The organism is Enterococcus sp. 3C7_DIV0644, assembly GCF_002141235.1.
Lineage (GTDB): Bacteria > Bacillota > Bacilli > Lactobacillales > Enterococcaceae > Enterococcus_D > Enterococcus_D entomosocium.
The window spans coordinates 1281811-1298658 of sequence record NZ_NGLK01000001.1 but is presented as its reverse complement, the minus strand read 5'-3'; the positions used below and the strand labels follow the sequence as shown (position 1 = coordinate 1298658).

16 protein-coding genes and 1 other annotated feature are annotated in these 16848 nt (G+C 44.0%); of the genes, 12 read left to right on the top strand and 4 right to left on the bottom strand.

The window, feature by feature from the left end; genetic code table 11:
* Positions 1–119 precede the first annotated feature (119 nt).
* Genes A5877_RS06060 through A5877_RS06050 form a run of 3 tightly spaced genes read left to right on the top strand, consistent with a single transcriptional unit; the run spans position 120 to position 3180 of the window.
* Positions 120–803 carry a metal-dependent hydrolase gene (locus A5877_RS06060; RefSeq protein ID WP_086316563.1) on the top strand — a complete coding sequence of 228 codons (684 nt, stop codon included), beginning with the start codon at positions 120–122 and terminating at the stop codon, positions 801–803.
* A 37-nt stretch (positions 804–840) separates the two neighbouring features.
* Entirely contained in the window at positions 841–2172 is a 1332-nt protein-coding gene (locus A5877_RS06055; RefSeq protein WP_005233948.1) for a DRTGG domain-containing protein, read from the top strand.
* Positions 2173–2226: 54 nt separating this feature from the next.
* On the top strand, positions 2227–3180 hold the full coding sequence (locus A5877_RS06050; protein ID WP_008380500.1) for a bifunctional oligoribonuclease/PAP phosphatase NrnA: 954 nt from the start codon (positions 2227–2229) through the stop codon (positions 3178–3180).
* A gap of 144 nt (positions 3181–3324) precedes the next feature.
* Here the strand turns inward: A5877_RS06050 and dapD are convergent, their stop codons facing one another.
* The 3 genes from dapD to dapA are packed head-to-tail and all read right to left on the bottom strand — an operon-like array spanning position 3325 to position 5701.
* Positions 3325–4038, bottom strand: coding sequence for a 2,3,4,5-tetrahydropyridine-2,6-dicarboxylate N-acetyltransferase (gene dapD, locus A5877_RS06045; protein ID WP_086316562.1), 714 nt, complete (start codon positions 4036–4038; stop codon positions 3325–3327).
* A 12-nt stretch (positions 4039–4050) separates the two neighbouring features.
* Entirely contained in the window at positions 4051–4806 is a 756-nt protein-coding gene (gene dapB, locus A5877_RS06040; RefSeq protein ID WP_086316561.1) for a 4-hydroxy-tetrahydrodipicolinate reductase, read from the bottom strand.
* 13 nt (positions 4807–4819) lie between these two features.
* Positions 4820–5701 (bottom strand): 4-hydroxy-tetrahydrodipicolinate synthase, encoded by an 882-nt coding sequence (dapA, locus tag A5877_RS06035; RefSeq protein ID WP_008380503.1) that lies wholly within the window; start codon positions 5699–5701, stop codon positions 4820–4822.
* A 222-nt stretch (positions 5702–5923) separates the two neighbouring features.
* On the opposite strand from dapA, the gene A5877_RS06030 reads away from it, so the two are divergent.
* The 8 genes from A5877_RS06030 (at position 5924) to A5877_RS05990 (ending at position 13516) form a co-directional block, all read left to right on the top strand.
* A complete protein-coding gene (locus tag A5877_RS06030; protein ID WP_016621702.1) occupies positions 5924–7093 on the top strand; it encodes a M20 family metallopeptidase in 1170 nt (389 codons plus the stop codon).
* A 4-nt stretch (positions 7094–7097) separates the two neighbouring features.
* Positions 7098–8414, top strand: coding sequence for a diaminopimelate decarboxylase (lysA, locus tag A5877_RS06025; RefSeq protein WP_005233959.1), 1317 nt, complete (start codon positions 7098–7100; stop codon positions 8412–8414).
* 23 nt (positions 8415–8437) lie between these two features.
* A complete protein-coding gene (gene dapF / locus A5877_RS06020) occupies positions 8438–9271 on the top strand; it encodes a diaminopimelate epimerase (RefSeq protein WP_005228261.1) in 834 nt (277 codons plus the stop codon).
* A gap of 93 nt (positions 9272–9364) precedes the next feature.
* Positions 9365–9599 (top strand) — a binding site (T-box leader).
* A gap of 50 nt (positions 9600–9649) precedes the next feature.
* Complete coding sequence (locus tag A5877_RS06010; protein ID WP_086316560.1) at positions 9650–10507, top strand: MetQ/NlpA family ABC transporter substrate-binding protein; 858 nt, start codon at positions 9650–9652, stop codon at positions 10505–10507.
* Between the two features lie 14 nt (positions 10508–10521).
* Positions 10522–11547 carry a methionine ABC transporter ATP-binding protein gene (locus tag A5877_RS06005; RefSeq protein ID WP_086316559.1) on the top strand — a complete coding sequence of 342 codons (1026 nt, stop codon included), beginning with the start codon at positions 10522–10524 and terminating at the stop codon, positions 11545–11547.
* Entirely contained in the window at positions 11540–12199 is a 660-nt protein-coding gene (locus tag A5877_RS06000) for a methionine ABC transporter permease (protein ID WP_005233963.1), read from the top strand. The genes A5877_RS06005 and A5877_RS06000 overlap by 8 nt, the downstream gene beginning before the upstream one ends.
* A gap of 182 nt (positions 12200–12381) precedes the next feature.
* Positions 12382–12714, top strand: a complete 333-nt coding sequence (locus A5877_RS05995; protein WP_086316558.1) for a zinc ribbon domain-containing protein YjdM — start codon at positions 12382–12384, stop codon at positions 12712–12714.
* Positions 12715–12799: 85 nt separating this feature from the next.
* The gene (locus A5877_RS05990; protein WP_005233966.1) at positions 12800–13516 is read left to right on the top strand and encodes a zinc metallopeptidase; all 717 of its coding nucleotides are present in this window, start codon (positions 12800–12802) and stop codon (positions 13514–13516) included.
* 55 nt (positions 13517–13571) lie between these two features.
* Here the strand turns inward: A5877_RS05990 and A5877_RS05985 are convergent, their stop codons facing one another.
* Positions 13572–14252, bottom strand: a complete 681-nt coding sequence (locus tag A5877_RS05985) for a hypothetical protein (protein WP_086316557.1) — start codon at positions 14250–14252, stop codon at positions 13572–13574.
* Between the two features lie 747 nt (positions 14253–14999).
* On the opposite strand from A5877_RS05985, the gene A5877_RS05975 reads away from it, so the two are divergent.
* Entirely contained in the window at positions 15000–16607 is a 1608-nt protein-coding gene (locus A5877_RS05975) for a CTP synthase (RefSeq protein WP_008380521.1), read from the top strand.
* Positions 16608–16848: the final 241 nt, after the last annotated feature.

Below are 16848 nucleotides of genomic sequence, written 5' to 3'. Positions count from 1 at the left end.
AACCAGAAAAAGGACGGATGTATTAAAGTTGCCAGAATTTGTGCTTTTGGATTTCTGGCGTTATCTGTTATAATGAAAAATATTAGACTGTATTACTTAGATGGAAAGGGGAATGTTGTATGAAACTCACGTATCACGGACACTCAGTGCTTGCTATCCAATTAGCGGATGGCCAAAAATTGTTGTTTGACCCTTTTATTACTGGAAATGCTCTGACTGATTTAGATGCAGAGACAGTGGAAACCGATTGGCTTTTGATCACGCATGGTCATAGTGATCATATTGGGGATATGGTGCCGATCGCCAAAAGAAATGAAGCGCCAGTGATCAGTGTCGTTGAAATTTGCCGCTATGCAGCCCACAAAGGCGTTGCTGAGACGCATGGCATGAATATGGGAGGTTCTTTTGAGTTTCCGTTTGGCAAAATCTCAATGGTGGAAGCAAAACACAGCTCTGGCCTTGAAGAAGACGGAACGATGATCTATATGGGCAATCCTGTTGGAATCATTTTAGAAGCAGAAGGCAAAACCATCTACCACGCTGGAGATACTGCACTCTTTAGCGATATGGCGATGATCGGTGAACGTTTCGACATCGATGTGGCATTTTTACCGATCGGGGATAATTTTACGATGGGCGTTCAAGATGCCGCAACAGCAGCGGCGCTTTTAAACGCGAGCAAAGTAGTACCGATCCATTACAATACGTTTCCAATGATCAAGCAAGATCCGCAAACCTTCGTGAATTTATTGCCGGCAGGTGTGGGCCAGATCCTTGCAGTCGGTGAGACATTAGAAGTTTAAGCAACAGGAAGATTCGTAGTAGGAATAGGGGATAATTATGGCGACAAAACACGACTTGATTTTAGCGCATATCGAGAATCTGCCTGTAGGCGATCGCATCTCGGTGCGAGGAATCGCAAAAGACTTGAATGTCAGTGAAGGAACAGCCTATCGGGCGATCAAAGATGCGGAAAATATCGGCTTGGTTTCAACGATCCAACGTGTCGGAACCATCCGTATCGAACGAAAACTAAAAAAACACATTGAAAAACTAACTTTCGGCGAAGTCGTCCAAATCATTGAAGGTGATGTTTTGGGCGGCGCTGCCGGTTTGGACAAAGACTTGAACAAATTTGTTATCGGCGCCATGAAAGAATCAGCAATGGAACGCTACATCACGCCTGGCTCCTTAGTGATCGTCGGAAACCGCAACGAAGTCCACAAGTTGGCACTGGAGGATGGCGCAGCCGTCTTGATCACGGGAGGCTTTGAAACAACAGAGGAAATCTGTCGTTTAGCAGACGAATTGGAGTTGCCGATTTTACAAACGACCTATGACACCTTTACCGTGGCAACGATGATCAACCGTGCCTTAAGCGACCAGCTGATCAAAAAGGACATTATGCTGGTGAGTGACATTTATATGCCATTGGAAAAAACCAAGTATCTGCACACCTTTGATACGGTCAAGGATTACAAACTGCTCTCGGAGTCTACCAATCACTCCCGCTATCCAGTCGTCAACAAGAATATGCGGGTCGTTGGGATCATCACAGCCAAAGATGTCTTAGAAAAGCCTGATACGCAGATCATCGAACGAATCATGACCCGGGAACCACGGGTCGTAAAAAAAGAGATGAGTGTGGCCTCTGCCAGCCATCAGATGATTTGGGATGGCTTAGAAGTGATGCCCGTCGTAGCTGATGACCTTTCTTTGATTGGGATTGTCACACGCCAAGACATTATGAAAGCGATGCAGATGGTCCAACGACAAACGCAAATTTCAGATACGATTTCTGACCAAATCTCGGGACAGATGCAAGTTATCGAACAAGATTTTGAAGGGAACAAATTGCCGCAGCCGTATTTCAGCTTTGCGGTGACGCCCCAAATGGTTAATGAAGTCGGAACGATCTCTTTTGGTGTCTTGAGTGAAGTAATCGCTAATACGGCGAAACGTACGATGCAGTTGAATCAACGACGCAATAGCTGGATCGAGCAAGTCAATCTGCATTACTTCCGTTTGATCCAATTAGAAAGCGAGATCATCATTCAACCGAAGATTCTAGAACTGGGGCGACGTTCGGCGAAAATCGATATCGAAGTATCGATCGAAAATTCCTTAGTGGCAAAAGCGATCGTGGTATGCCAAGTAATGGAACGCCCATAAATCATCGAAAACGGCACTTATGGAAAAATTTTAGAGAGAAAGTTGAGACCATTCATGAAGGTACAAGAAGAAATACTTGCAACAATCAAAGCATTCGATCGGATCATTATCCATCGGCACCAGCGCCCTGATCCAGATGCATTAGGATCACAAGTGGGGTTGGCAGAAATTTTACGAGCTAGTTTTCCCAAAAAAGAAATCTATCAAGTTGGCGGACCCGTTGAAGGATTGGATTACTTGGCGCTGATGCAGACGATCCCTGATGATTTGTATAAAGGGGCGCTGGTGATCGTTACAGATACGGCCAATGCACCACGGATCAGTGACCAACGCTATGATCAAGGGGCGAAATTGATCAAAATCGATCATCACCCTAATGATGAACCTTACGGAGAGCTGGTTTGGGTCAATACGAAAGCCAGCAGCTGTAGTGAGATGATCGTTTCGTTTTGGCAAATGTTTCAAAACGAGCTGACGATGACGCAAGAAGCGGCTCGTCTGTTATATGCGGGCATTGTTGGTGATACTGGACGGTTTTTATATCCGGCAACGACAGCGACAACCCTGCGCTTAGCGGCTGAACTATTGGATTACGGCTTTGATGCTCCGAAGATCAATCGTCAATTGGATCAAGTCTCTCGCAGTGTTGCTCGCCTTTCAGGGTATGTCTACGAAAACATCGAGATTGATGAGATTGGTGCTGGCAAAGTGATCCTATCACAAGAATTGCAGCAGCGTTTTGGCGTAGTAGATTCGGAAACCTCAGCAGTCGTTTCCTTACCAGGGAAAATCGACGAAGTGATGGCTTGGGCGATCTTTGTCGAACAACCAGAAGGCTATTACCGGGTGCGGATGCGTTCGAAAGGTCCAGTGATCAATGAGATCGCCAAACGCCATCATGGTGGTGGACATCCGCTTGCCAGTGGAGCAAATGCAAAAGACCTTGAAGAAGTTGCAGTGATCTATCAAGAGATCCAAGCAGCGATCAAAGAATTTCAAGCAGAATAAACACTTTTACAAGCACATTTGCCAATAGAAAAAGGGCGTGCCAAAAGCTTTCGGCACGCCCTTTTTTAGACAAAACGCAGCGCAGGCTCATCACTGAACCGGCACTGCGTTTTTTTGTTGCGTATTTACGAGAAAATAAGAAGTTTACCCCCGTAGATCGTCTAAAAATTCGGTTTTGCTTTTCGTTTTCTCGTCTTTCATTTTGATGACTTTAGCTGGTGAGCCAGCAACGACTGCTCCAGCAGGGACATCTTCAGTCACCACAGAACCGGCAGCAACGACTGCACCTTCGCCGACACGGACGCCTTCAAGGACGACGGCATTTGCGCCGATCAAAACATTGTCTTCAATGATGACTGGGTTTGCTGAAGGTGGCTCAAGAACGCCAGCCAAGACAGCACCAGCGCCAATATGGGCTTTTTTCCCAACGGTTGCCCGGGCACCTAAAATCGCCCCCATATCGATCATGGTTTCTTCACCAACCACAGCACCAATGTTGATCACTGCCCCCATCATGATAACGGCATTTTTTTCAATGATGGCTTGGTCCCGGATAAAGGCACCTGGTTCGATACGGGCATCGACTTTCGTCAAGTCCAACAAAGGAATCGCTGAGTTGCGGCGATCATTTTCCAGATAGTGATCGGTGATTTTGTCTTGGTGCGCGGTTAAAAACTCAGCTACTTTTTGACTGTCACCAACCACGAAATAGAAGGTGCCGTTACCAAACAATTGGATGCCGTCTGCTTGGACGTCGCCAAGATCTCCATTGATATAGACTTTTACAGGTGTTTGTTTATTTGCTTCTTTGATATATTTTGCTAATTGATAAGGATCGGAAAATTGTAATTCTGTCATGAGAGACCACCTTTACTTGTCGATTAGATTTTGCATGGAATAAAAACCGGCTGGTTGATCGGCTAAAAATTCCGCTGCTTTTAGCGCACCATTGGCGAAGATTTCGCGGGAGAGCGCAGTGTGTTTTAATTCAATGATTTCATCCTGCCCAGCATAGATGACAATGTGTTCCCCAGGGATCGTTCCGCCGCGAACGGCATGGATGCCCATCTGCTTGCGGTCATTTACTAGATCACTGCCTTCACGCCCGTAGAGATACTCTTTTTTTGTTTCGCAGCTGTCATTGATACTATCTGCCAACAGCAAAGCTGTACCGCTTGGTGCATCAAGTTTTTGATTATGATGCTTTTCGATGATCTCAATGTCAAAGTCAGCTTCTAATGCGGGGGTGATACTTTGTAGTGCTTTGATCAGTACATTGATCCCCAACGACATATTGGCAGAATAGAAAACCGGAATCACTTTAGCAGCCAACGGCAGCATCATCTGCGTGTCTTCCGTCAAACCAGTTGTAGCAACCACGATTGGCAGCTGCTGTTCGACACAATAGTTCAACAAGGCAGGGACATTGCTATAATGAGAAAAATCAATCACCAAATCGATCGGCTGCGTGATTTTTTCTGGACGATCATAGATCGGAAACGGACCATCTAACTGCTCGGTACGATCCAAGCCGGCGGCCACTTCTAACTGAGGGTGCTTTGCGATCAGGATTTGCAACACTTTGCCCATGCGACCGTTTGCACCGCTTAATAAAATTTGTTTCACCAAAAACTCCTCCTTACAGCAATCCGTAATTGGTCATTTCTTCTTCTAAATGAACGAGAGTCGCATCTTCTGGGACACCCAAAGGCAAACGATAATGCAATTCACATTTGCCTAGCAAGGAGACCGCTGCTTTGATCGGCACAGGATTTACTTCACTGAAAATCGCATCGATCAACGGTTTTTGTCGCAACTGCTCTTTGATAGCTGCTTTTACATCACCATTTAAGAAATCAGCAACGAGTTGTGCCGTTTGTTTCGGAGCGATATTGCCGATCGTTGAAATCACGCCAGAGCCACCTAAAGCTAAAATTGGGGTTACTTGATCGTCATTTCCTGAATAGATCGCAAAGTCATCATCCGCAAGACGAGCGATTTCTGCGATTTGCGAAATGTCACCGCTGGCTTCTTTGATGCCTTTGATATTAGGGATTTTTTTCAGTTCTGCCACGGCTTCAGGTGTTAAATTTAAGCCGGTTCTTGAGCTGACGGAGTATAAGATCACTGGCAGCTCAACGCTTTGACAGATTGCTTCATAGTGAGCGACTAAACTTTTCTTGGTCGCTTTGTTGTAGTAGGGTGTTACAACCAATAATGCGTCAGCACCAACGCGCTGTGCTTCTTTTGAAAGATGGATCCCATGTTGGGTGTTGTTGGAGCCTGTTCCGCCGATGACGGGGATTCGACCAGCAACTTGTTTTACCACCGCTTCGATCACCGCGATATGTTCTTCATCGTCTAACGTGGATGCTTCACCGGTCGTACCGCATGCAATGATTGCATTCGTTCCTTGCTGCACATGCCACTCCGCTAACTCCTTCAGCTTATCGAAATCCACCGAACCATCTTGAAGCATAGGGGTGATCAACGCAACGCCAGAACCTTTGAATATTGTCAAACTACGACACATCCTTTCAACCAATTTATTTTTCGTAACTCTACGTATAAGTGTACCAAAACGAGGGGTAAATTTTTCAATAAAAATCGAAACATTTCGACAATTTATACTATAGATTATTCGAATTATATACTATAATATTAAACAATATCAATGAAAAACTGAATATTCGCTGGTTTTTATGGATATTTTTAAAAGGAATGTATAGAAAGGTGTTTTAACATGCAAGTATCGCAAGCAGTCAAAGAATTAACCGAAGACGTGGTTCGTTTTCGTCGTGAATTACATACAATCCCTGAATTAGGGTTAACTGAGTTCAAAACAAAGGAATACTTGCTGCGTCAGTTGCAATCCTTTGGGATCAAAGAAATCTATCCAGTGATTGAAACCGGCTTGATTGCTGTCTTTCGCAGCAATCGCCCAGGAAAGACGCTGGCCTTTCGAACGGATATCGATGCACTGCCGATCAAAGAAGAGACCGGTGTTTCCTTTGTTTCCAAACATGAAGGAAAAATGCACGCCTGCGGTCATGATGGCCATATGGCAACGATGCTAGGGTTTGCCAAATACTTAGCGACGCATCCTGAAGTGATTCGTGGAACGATCGTTTTGATTTTCCAACCAGCCGAGGAAAGCCCCGGTGGTGCTCAATTGATGATCGATGAAGGCATCTTACGAGATTTTGGCGTGGAAAAAATCGTGGGGCTGCACGTCTTCCCAGATTTTCCCGAAGGAGTCATTGCGAGTCGGAAAGGTCCGATGATGGCCCGTAACGGCGAGATCAATCTAACGATCAACGGCACGAGTGCCCATGGTGCCCAGCCTCATCAAGGACATGATGCCATTTTAGCTGCGGCTGCGATCATTCAAGGATTGCATTCGATCATTTCACGCAATATCAGCCCGCTTTCTGCTGGGGTCATCACTTTTGGGAAGATCCATGGGGGAGATGCGGAAAATATCATTCCCGGCAAGGTCGTTTTAAAAGGAACGATGCGGGCGTTTGAAGATGAAGTCTATGAAACGATGACGCGCAGAATCACCACTGTCGCACAAGAAATCGCCAAAGGATATGATTGCACGGCGGATGTTGAATTCGAACATCTTTATCGTGTCGTGGACAATGATCCTGAGATGGTGGAAGTGTTAGAAAAAGTGGTCGGGGAGAGCTACCGAGAAACACCGCCATATATGTTGGCAGAGGATTTTTCGATGTACCAAAAGGAGATCCCAGGCGTCTTTTTCTTTGTGGGTACCCGAAATGAAGAAAAAGGCTATGTCCACCCTTTACACAGCAGCAAAATGAATTTTGACGAAAAAAATCTATTGCAAGGCATCGAATGCTACGTTCGTTTGATCGAGGCGTTGAACGAGCCGACAGACAAGGAGTAAAGCGATGGCAAAAGAAATCAAGAACAATCACTTATACATTGACGGTTGCGATACCGTTGAGCTGGCAAAAACCTTTGGAACCCCCCTTTACGTGTATTCCGTTTCGGAGATTCGCGAAGAATGCCAAAAGATTCAGGCGCAGTTTTTGACGCGCTACAGCAAGACACGAGCAGCATATGCCGCCAAAGCTTTCTGTACTACAGCGATGCTGCAAGTGATCAAGTCAGAAGGACTTTCATTAGACGTGGTTAGCGGTGGGGAGCTGTATACAGCGATCCAAGCTGATTTTCCAGCAGAACACATCGAGTTTAACGGCAATAACAAATCCATTGAAGAATTAGCAGCCGCCCTTGATTATGGCGTGGGACGGATCATCGTTGATGGCATTCAAGAAGTCGGCTTGATCCGCGCGTTATGTCAAGAAAAGCAAGTCGTTGCTAAAATCTTGTTGCGCATCACACCCGAGGTTTCGGTCAGCACCCATCAATTTATCTCGACCGGACAAAAAGATTCAAAATTCGGGATTCCTTTAGATGAAGAAATCTTATTTCCGTTAGTGGAAGAAGTGATTCAAGCACCTGAATTGGATTTCTATGGCCTGCATTTTCATGTCGGCAGTCAATTGTCGGACAATCGCTCACATCTAGCGGCAGTTGATGCGGCTTTGGCCCTTGTCCAAACCATTCATGAACGTTTTGATTATTGGATCAAAGAACTAAATGTTGGCGGCGGCTTTGGCGTTCGATACACAGATGCAGATATTCGCCAACCCTACAGCTACTTTTTAGATCCTGTGATGGAAAAAATCGACGCCTTTTATGCGCAGCACCAGAGCGAACGTCCGACCATCGTTATTGAACCCGGTCGCAGTATCGTCGCAGAAGCAGGCATTAGTTTGCACACCATCGGCAGTATCAAGACATTGCCGGGAATCAGAACATACGCCAGCATTGACGGTGGCATGACAGACAATATTCGTCCTGGTCTTTATCAAGCAACTTATACTGGGATCTTAGCCAACCGCGCTTCCGAAGCAGCGACACAGAAGATCACCATTTCTGGTAAAGCTTGTGAGAGCACAGACATCTTAGTAAAAGATCTTGCATTACCGCCCGTTGAAACTGGGGATCTGTTTGCTACGTTCGCAACAGGAGCTTACGGCTATTCGATGGCCAGCAGCTACAATAATTTACAGATACCCGCAGTCGTCTTTGTGGAAAATGGCCAAGCGGAATTAGCCGTTAAACGCCAGTCCTACGAGCAAATGCTGCAAAATGAAGTGGTTCCTTCGTTTCTAAAAGAAGAAGCTTCCAGCAAGTAAAATTTTGAAAAGCAGGTGACAACATGACGATTCCTTATACAAAAATGCAAGGTGCGGGGAATGATTTTATCGTAATCGATAACCGCACATTGAAATTCTCCCATGAACAACTGTCGCAATTTGCTGCTCAAGTTTGCCATCGGAAATTTTCTGTCGGCGCGGATGCAGTCATGGCAGTGGATTTTCCCACAGGAACCGCTGATTTTCGGATGCGGTTTTACAATGCTGATGGGACCGAAGCAGAAATGTGCGGCAACGGCGCTCGCTGTATTGCCCGTTATGCCTTTGAGAAGGGAATTGCTGGCGAGCAGATGACCATCGAAACAGTTGCTGGCGATGTCCCCGCATGGCGCTTGTCGGCAAAACACTACAAAGTAACCTTGAATCCACCGACCGTGACTACATTTGATCAAGCGTACCCGAATCCAATGGTTTCTTTCGTGGACTATGTGGAATTGGGTGATCCAGGAATCCCTCATGCGGTGGTTCACTATCCTGGTCTGGCAGAAACTGAGTTGGAACAGCTGGCTGAACTTGCCAAAGAGATACGCTATTGGGAGGTTTTCCCCAAAGGGGCGAATGTCAATTTCTATGAAGAAGATGACAAGGGTGATCTGATCGTTCGCACGTATGAACGAGGGGTGGAAGGTTTTACCTATGCGTGCGGCACAGGTTCTGGTGCCACTGCGTATGTCGTGACCAAACGTCACCAGCAAGCGGCAGCGAATGTCTTGCTGCACGTGTTAGGTGGCGAGTTAACGGTAGAAGTTGATGTTGATCAGGGCGCATTAGAATTGATCGGTGATGCGGTTATGGTATCTGAAGGCTTGATTTTAGATGAGAATTTGACTGTGTAAACGCTGTGAAAATCATTGTAAAAAGATGGTTTTTTCGTGAAAAAAAGAATTGACATTCATTTGAGGCTATCGTATAGTTAAACACAAATTAAAAAACACGCGATGATAAGAAGAGTAAGTCAGTTTCGATTGGATCAGAGAGCTCGGATTGGTGAGAAAGAGCACAGCCGTTTGACTGAAGATGGCCTTGGAGCGTTTGGACGTGAGCAAAAGCAAGCGTGCAGCGGGATTGCCCGTTACAGCAAAGCAGTTGATAAACTGATAAGGTTGGCAGCTTGTGCCAATGAATTAAAGGTGGTACCACGAACATGGTTGTTTCGTCCTTTCTCTATGATGGAGAAAGGACGTTTTTTTATTATAAAAAGGGGGAACTAAAAAATGAAACAGTTGAAAAAGGGAATCGTTGGGTTAGTTGCTGCTGCTGTCTTAATTACATTGGCAGCTTGTGGCAATACTAGCAGCACAGAGGATACACAGTCTGGTGAAAACAGTGTAGATGCAGTGGAAGAAAAAGTCGTTGGAGTGGCACCAGGACCATATGGGGATATGGTGACAGAGGTGATCTCTCCATTACTGGAAGAAAAAGGGTATCAACTTACGACCAAAGTGTTTAATGATTATATTCAGCCGAACAATGCCTTGGCGAATGGCCAAATCGATGCCAATTTGTTTCAACATACGGCCTATCTAGAAAAATTTTCGGCAGATAACCAGTTATCCCTTACGGCATTACAAAAAGTGCCCACACTGGGAATGGGCATCTATTCGAATCAACTGTCCAGCTTGGATGAGTTAGCAGACGGGGCGACTGTTTCGATTGCCAATGATGCCTCAAATTTAGCTCGGACCTTGCAACTGTTAGCTGCCAATGAGTTGATCACCATCGCAGACAATATCGACGAAACGAAGGCAACGGTGAATGATATCGAAGAAAATCCGAAGAATCTGACATTTAAAGAATTAGACGCAGCCCAATTGGCTCGTTCGTTAGATACAGTTGATTTAGCTTTAGTACCAGGAAACTTCGCTTGGGCGGCTTCTCTTGATCCTGCAGATGCTTTGGCGTTGGAGTCGTTGAAAGAAGAATATAAAAATGTCTTTGTGGTGTCCTCCGAAGAAGAAGACAGTGATTTTGCTAAGGCAGTTACGGAAGTATTAGAAAGTGATGCATTTAAAGAAGCGATTGCCGAATCACCGTTCAGCAACTTTGATCAACCGAAATTTTGGACTGAGTAAGAAGGGCATATCTTATGGCAAAAATAGAAGTAAAACAAGTATCAGTGACATTCACTCATAAAAAACAAATCAAAAAAGCAGTGGATTCCGTTGATTTTTCCGTTCAAGCTGGAGAAGTATACGGGATCGTCGGATTGAGCGGGGCTGGGAAAAGTACCTTGGTTCGTACGTTGAATCTACTGCAGGTGCCCTCTAGCGGTCAAATTCTGATTGATGGTCAAGACATCACGCAAGCCAAAGGCAAACACTTGCGTGAAGTACGACAAAAAATCGGGATGATCTTTCAGCATTTCAATCTGATCCATAATCGAACCATCAAGGAAAATTTAGCCTTTGCTTTGCGCGCTGGGCATTATCCGAAAGATCAGCAAGAAGCGAGGATCAAGGAACTGTTGGAAATGGTGGATCTGCCTCACAAAATTCACGAGTATCCGAATAATTTGTCTGGGGGAGAAAAGCAACGGATCGGCATTGCACGAGCGATTGCCAACGAACCTGAGATTTTGTTGTGTGACGAAGCTACCAGTGCGTTAGATGTTGAAACGACTGAAGAAATTTTGAAATTATTGATCCGAATCAAGGAACAGACAGGCATCACCATCGTCTTTATCACCCATGAATTGGATGTTGCTCGCAAGTTTTTTGATCGGGTAGCAGTGATGGAAAAGGGTCGCATCGTTGAAGAACAAACGACCTACGGCTTGTTCAGTCAGCCTAAACAGCCTATTACGAAAAAACTGGTAGGTCGCTACTTGGATCTGACGCTTCCCGAGGAGATTCTAGCATCCTTCACGGAAGGCGACTTGCTGGAATTGCGCTATCAAGGTGAGTATACGTTAGAACCGCTGATTTCGACTGTAGCCAAAGCCTATGATGTGTCGATCAATATTATCCACGGAAAAATTGAGTATATCAAAAAAGATGTGATCGGTATTTTGTATATCTATTTGACCGGACCCGCCGAAGAAGCAGCAAAAGCCCAAGAACACCTAGCTGCGAACGTCTTTTCTCTAAGAAAGATAGGTGAAGAAAATGGCTGATACGCTTGAGATTTTAAAAACAAACCTGCCCCAAGCACTATGGGAAACATTCTTCATGGTGGGAACTTCAGCAATTATAGGAGTAGTTTTCGGCTTATTGATTGGATTAGTCCTGTTTTTAGTCGGCAGTAACCTTTTTCATAAAAATGTTTTCTTGCATCATCTGGCCGATTTTGTCGTCAATGCAATCCGTTCGCTACCATTTTTGATCTTATTGATTACGTTGATTCCGTTATCAGCGGTGCTGATCGGTGATCCTTATACCCCGGCGGGCGGAGCGATTGCTTTATCGATTGCCGCGATTCCTTTTTACGCCCGAATCGCTGAATCCGCATTTGCCGAAATCGACTATGGCGTCCTTGAAGCTAGTGTCGCTTCCGGAGCATCGACGGGGCAAGTTATTCGCGAAGTGATTTTACCAGAAAGTCTGCCAGCTTTGATTCGCGGATTTGTGTTAACTTTGATCAGTCTTTTAGGCTACTCGGCGATGGTGGGAACGATTGGCGCAGGCGGCATTGGCGATTTAGCGATTCAGTATGGTTATTATCGCTATGAAACGGCGATTTTGATTGTGGTGATTCTCTTGTTGATCCTTTTGGTACAACTCATCCAGTGGATCGGCGATGCTTGTGCAAATTATTTCTCGAAATAAAAATGAATTCTGTGTAGTTCCTTTTCGGATACACTTGAATTATCGCTTCTGTTATTACTCTACAGAAGCGATTTTTTTGCTTATCGGTCACTGATTTTTGGTTGCGCCACTAGTGGTTTTTCGGTATGCTGATGGTGAGTTGTTTTTTTACAGCGAAAATTATATTTTAAAGGAGCAACACTATGACTCAAATTCCTAATTGTCCAAATTGCCAATCTGAATACGTTTATGAAGATCGCGGGCTGTTTGTTTGTCCTGAATGCGGAAACGAATGGCAAGAGCAACAAGCGGCGGAAGAAGCACCGGTATACAAAGATACCAATGGCAATATTTTAGTAGATGGTGATACAGTAACGGTCATCAAAGACTTGAAAGTCAAAGGCGCATCTGGCGCCATCAAACAAGGAACGAAAGTGAAAAACATCAAATTAGTCGAAGGCGACCATAACATTGATTGCAAGATCGATGGCTTCGGCCCAATGAAACTAAAATCAGAATTTGTAAAAAAAGGTTAAAAACAAAATCTTCCAGTCATCTTCATAATTTTTTCACCACTTTAATGGTAAAATAAGGTCAAAGATTAAAAGGGGGAATTTTATCGTGTATGGTATGGGCGGATACGGGTTCGGCTTTTTTTATGACCCGACTTTCATTCTCGTAATTATCGGTATGGTGATTTCGCTAGCAGCGTCAGCGTATGTCAAAAGTACCTTTAACAAATATGACAAAGTCAGAAGTAAAAATAATATTACCGGCACAAAAGCGGCGCAGTACATCTTGCAGAGCCAAGGAATCAATAATGTTGGTGTGCAAGCGATCGCTGGTGATTTGACGGATAATTACAATTCTGGCAACAAAATGCTGAGTTTATCACAATCCACCGCACAATCAACTTCGGTAGCAGCAATCGGTGTTGCGGCCCATGAGTGTGGTCACGCAGTCCAAGATGCCAAAGGCTATTTTCCTTTGCGTTTGCGTCATGCGATCGTACCGATCGCCAATATCGGAACCAGCATCTCGATCCCGTTGATTTTGATCGGGGTACTGTTACGAGGCTCGTTTCTGATCAACTTAGGTTTGTTGGCTTTCTCATTGGCGTTTATTTTCCAATTAGTGACCTTGCCAGTCGAGTTCGATGCCTCAAAACGGGCGATCCGTATTTTGGCAGATGGTGGCTTGTTAACAGAAGAGGAAGTACCACAAGCGAGAAGAGTGCTCTTTGCCGCAGCGTTGACCTATGTCGCAGCTGCCGTAGCAACCTTATTGCAACTCTTACGTTTGATTATTTTATTTGGTAATAACAACCGTCGGAATTAATCGACAGTGTGACAGAAAAAAGACCAGCTCAGCATCCTGAACTGGTCTTTTTTCGTTATTCTACTATTAAGTAAACGTAATAGACGTTTTCAACGCTTTTTAAATTTTCTTCAGATAGATTGTTTTCCATTTCAGCATATAGTTTGACGTCACCGCCCTTGGCAATATAAAGCAACGGAATTTCTTGTTTTTTCTCAATGTTAAGCTCGTTATTGGGAATACTAGTACTAGCTCCAGTGGGAGATAAACTATCTTCTCCAAGGGACGTATAGTGGAATTTAGATAAGTCGGTCATTGTATTTGATGAGGAACCATTTGAAAATAAATCAACGAAGAGGAGAGAATCGCTCTTAGTAATTCCTATGTTCAAATAGCCATTATAATCACTTCTTGGCTCTGTTGTCAGGGAAGCGACTATTTTGTGTTCTTTTATCTCCCCTTTTTGATAATAATCAAAGTAAACCGTCATGGACTCAGACACTGTGTTAAATTTCAGTTGTGAGCCAAAATCCAACAATAAACTAGAAAGGTCCATAGGGTTCTTTAGCTGAACAAGGTGATTATTGGGAACGCCAGCTACTTTTTTACTAGGGAAAGGACTGTAATTATAGTAATAACAATAAAGCATGGTAGGTAGCCCTATCACGAGCAAGAATGCGAAAAAAATCTGTAAAGGATTTCGAGGCCGGATTAGTGTCTTGACAGTATCAGGTGCTTTTTGGTTTTTAGCAGTCATTGTCTTCTTCCTCCAAAATTGTGGCTTCTATAGAATCTCTTTTGGGAGACAATAGAATTTGATTTTTCCCTATCGGAAAATGATTACCGGAAGGTGTCATAAAAAAATAATTTAAATATATATCTATAATCTCAAAGATAACCAAAAAGCGCAATCAAATTTTGATATTTATTGAGGGCACTCCTTATTGGGGAATAATCATTCAGAGCACATTACTTGGCAGACAAAAATAGCAGAATAGTTAGCTCTATCCTGCAAAAGAAAAATTATCTTAGCGTAGAAGGCAGGAATCGAACCTGCACCTCGTCTTTGCCAAAAATAACCAGAAATACGTTCCGATCATTTTTACCAAAACGAGTAAAGCGCCAGACTTCATCTACACTTTGTATTATGCCAAAGAGAGTTCAACGATTTCGTAAGAAGCAATGAAAAAATTGCAAAAAGTTGTGCAGAAAACATGAAGGTTGTTTAAGAAAGAGTAACCTTAGAATGCCAGCGTGAAAAAGGAGGAACCAGCTGCATCGAAGCGTAAAGCGCTTCGTTTGGAAACCTCCGTTTTTTCTGAAAAAATCAGATAAAGTTTTCTTGACATTTGTGAGGTGAGAATGTATCATTCTGTTTGGGCACTCTTTACAAGAGTCAGAAAGTGATTTAGAATTTTCGCTCCCTATTCATTTATGGATAGGGAGCTTTTATTATTTTCTAAATGCTTTTCCTGTAAAATAGATTAAAGGAGTTTTTCAGTTTATGACAAAATATATTTTTGTAACCGGCGGTGTGGTTTCTTCTATTGGTAAAGGGATCGTAGCAGCATCATTAGGACGTTTGTTGAAAAATCGCGGCTTGAAAGTAACCATTCAAAAATTCGATCCGTACATCAACGTCGATCCAGGAACGATGAGCCCATATCAACATGGTGAAGTATTCGTAACCGATGATGGAGCAGAGACCGACTTAGACTTAGGTCACTATGAACGCTTTATCGATATCAATTTGAACAAATACTCAAATGTAACAACTGGAAAAATCTATTCAGAAGTTTTGCGGAAAGAGCGTAAAGGAGAATACTTAGGCGCGACTGTTCAAGTGATCCCGCACATCACCAACGAGATCAAAGAAAAAATCATGCGGGCAGCCAAAATGACTGATTCAGATGTGATCATCACAGAAGTCGGCGGAACAGTAGGGGATATTGAATCATTGCCGTTTCTAGAAGCTTTGCGTCAAATGAAGGCAGACGTAGGTGCGGACAACGTGATGTACATCCATACGACGCTGATTCCTTATTTGAAAGCAGCAGGCGAAATGAAAACAAAGCCGACACAACATAGTGTGAAGGAACTGCGCGGCTTAGGGATTCAACCAAATATCTTGGTCGTTCGGACAGAACAACCTGTAGGACAATCAACAAAAAACAAATTGGCACAATTCTGTGACGTGGCACCAGAAGCCGTGATCGAATCTCGTGACGTTGAGACCCTGTATTCGATCCCATTGGCACTGCAAGCGCAAGGCATGGATCAAATCGTGTGTGATCATTTGAAACTGACTGCACCAGTTGCTGACATGACTGAATGGCAAGCATTGGAAGAAAAGGTGCTGAATTTGAAGAAAAAAGTACGCATCGCGTTAGTTGGAAAATATGTGGAATTGCCAGATGCTTATCTATCAGTTGTCGAAGCCTTGAAACATTCTGGTTTTGCCTTTGATGCAGACATCGAGATCGATTGGATCAAAGCCCAAGAAATCACACGAGAAAACGTGGATTCTTACTTAGGTGAAGTAGACGGTATTCTTGTTCCTGGTGGATTCGGTGATCGCGGGATTGAAGGAAAAATCGAAGCGATCCGATATGCTCGGGAAAACGATGTGCCATTCTTAGGGATTTGTCTAGGGATGCAAATGGCTTGTGTGGAATATGCCCGCAATGTCGTTGGCTTGGAAAATGCCAATTCCGCAGAAACAGATCCTGAAACAGCCAACAACATCATTGACTTGATGGCTGACCAAGAAAACATCGAAAACTTAGGTGGAACATTGCGTTTAGGCTTGTATCCATGTAAAGTGAAAAAAGGCACCAAAACAGCTGCAGCTTATGATGGGGAGGAAGTTGTTCAAGAACGTCACCGTCATCGTTATGAATTCAACAACAAATACCGTGAAATCTTTGAAGCAAACGGGATGGTTTTCTCAGGTGTGTCACCAGACAATCGTTTGGTTGAGATCGTTGAGATCCCAGAAAACAAATTCTTCGTGGGTTGCCAATTCCACCCAGAATTGATTTCTCGTCCAACTCGCCCACAACGCTTGATCAAAGCCTTTGTTGGAGCTTCATTAGACAACCGCCAAGCATAATAATCGCTAGCGGCAAAATCAAGCAATGAATGTGCGAAACTCCTCATCTCAAGATGGGGAGTTTTTTTGAGTTGTGCGATCCCAGTAATCCGTAAAAGGTTGAAACTTGCTTGAGCGTTGGTAGAAGCTATCCCTTTTTGCACACAAAAAAACTTCCGTCAAAGCGACCGGAAGTTTCTGACTGATGCATTATTTTTTTCGCTAACAGTTCGAATGAAATCCGCCAGCGGTAATGCATGTT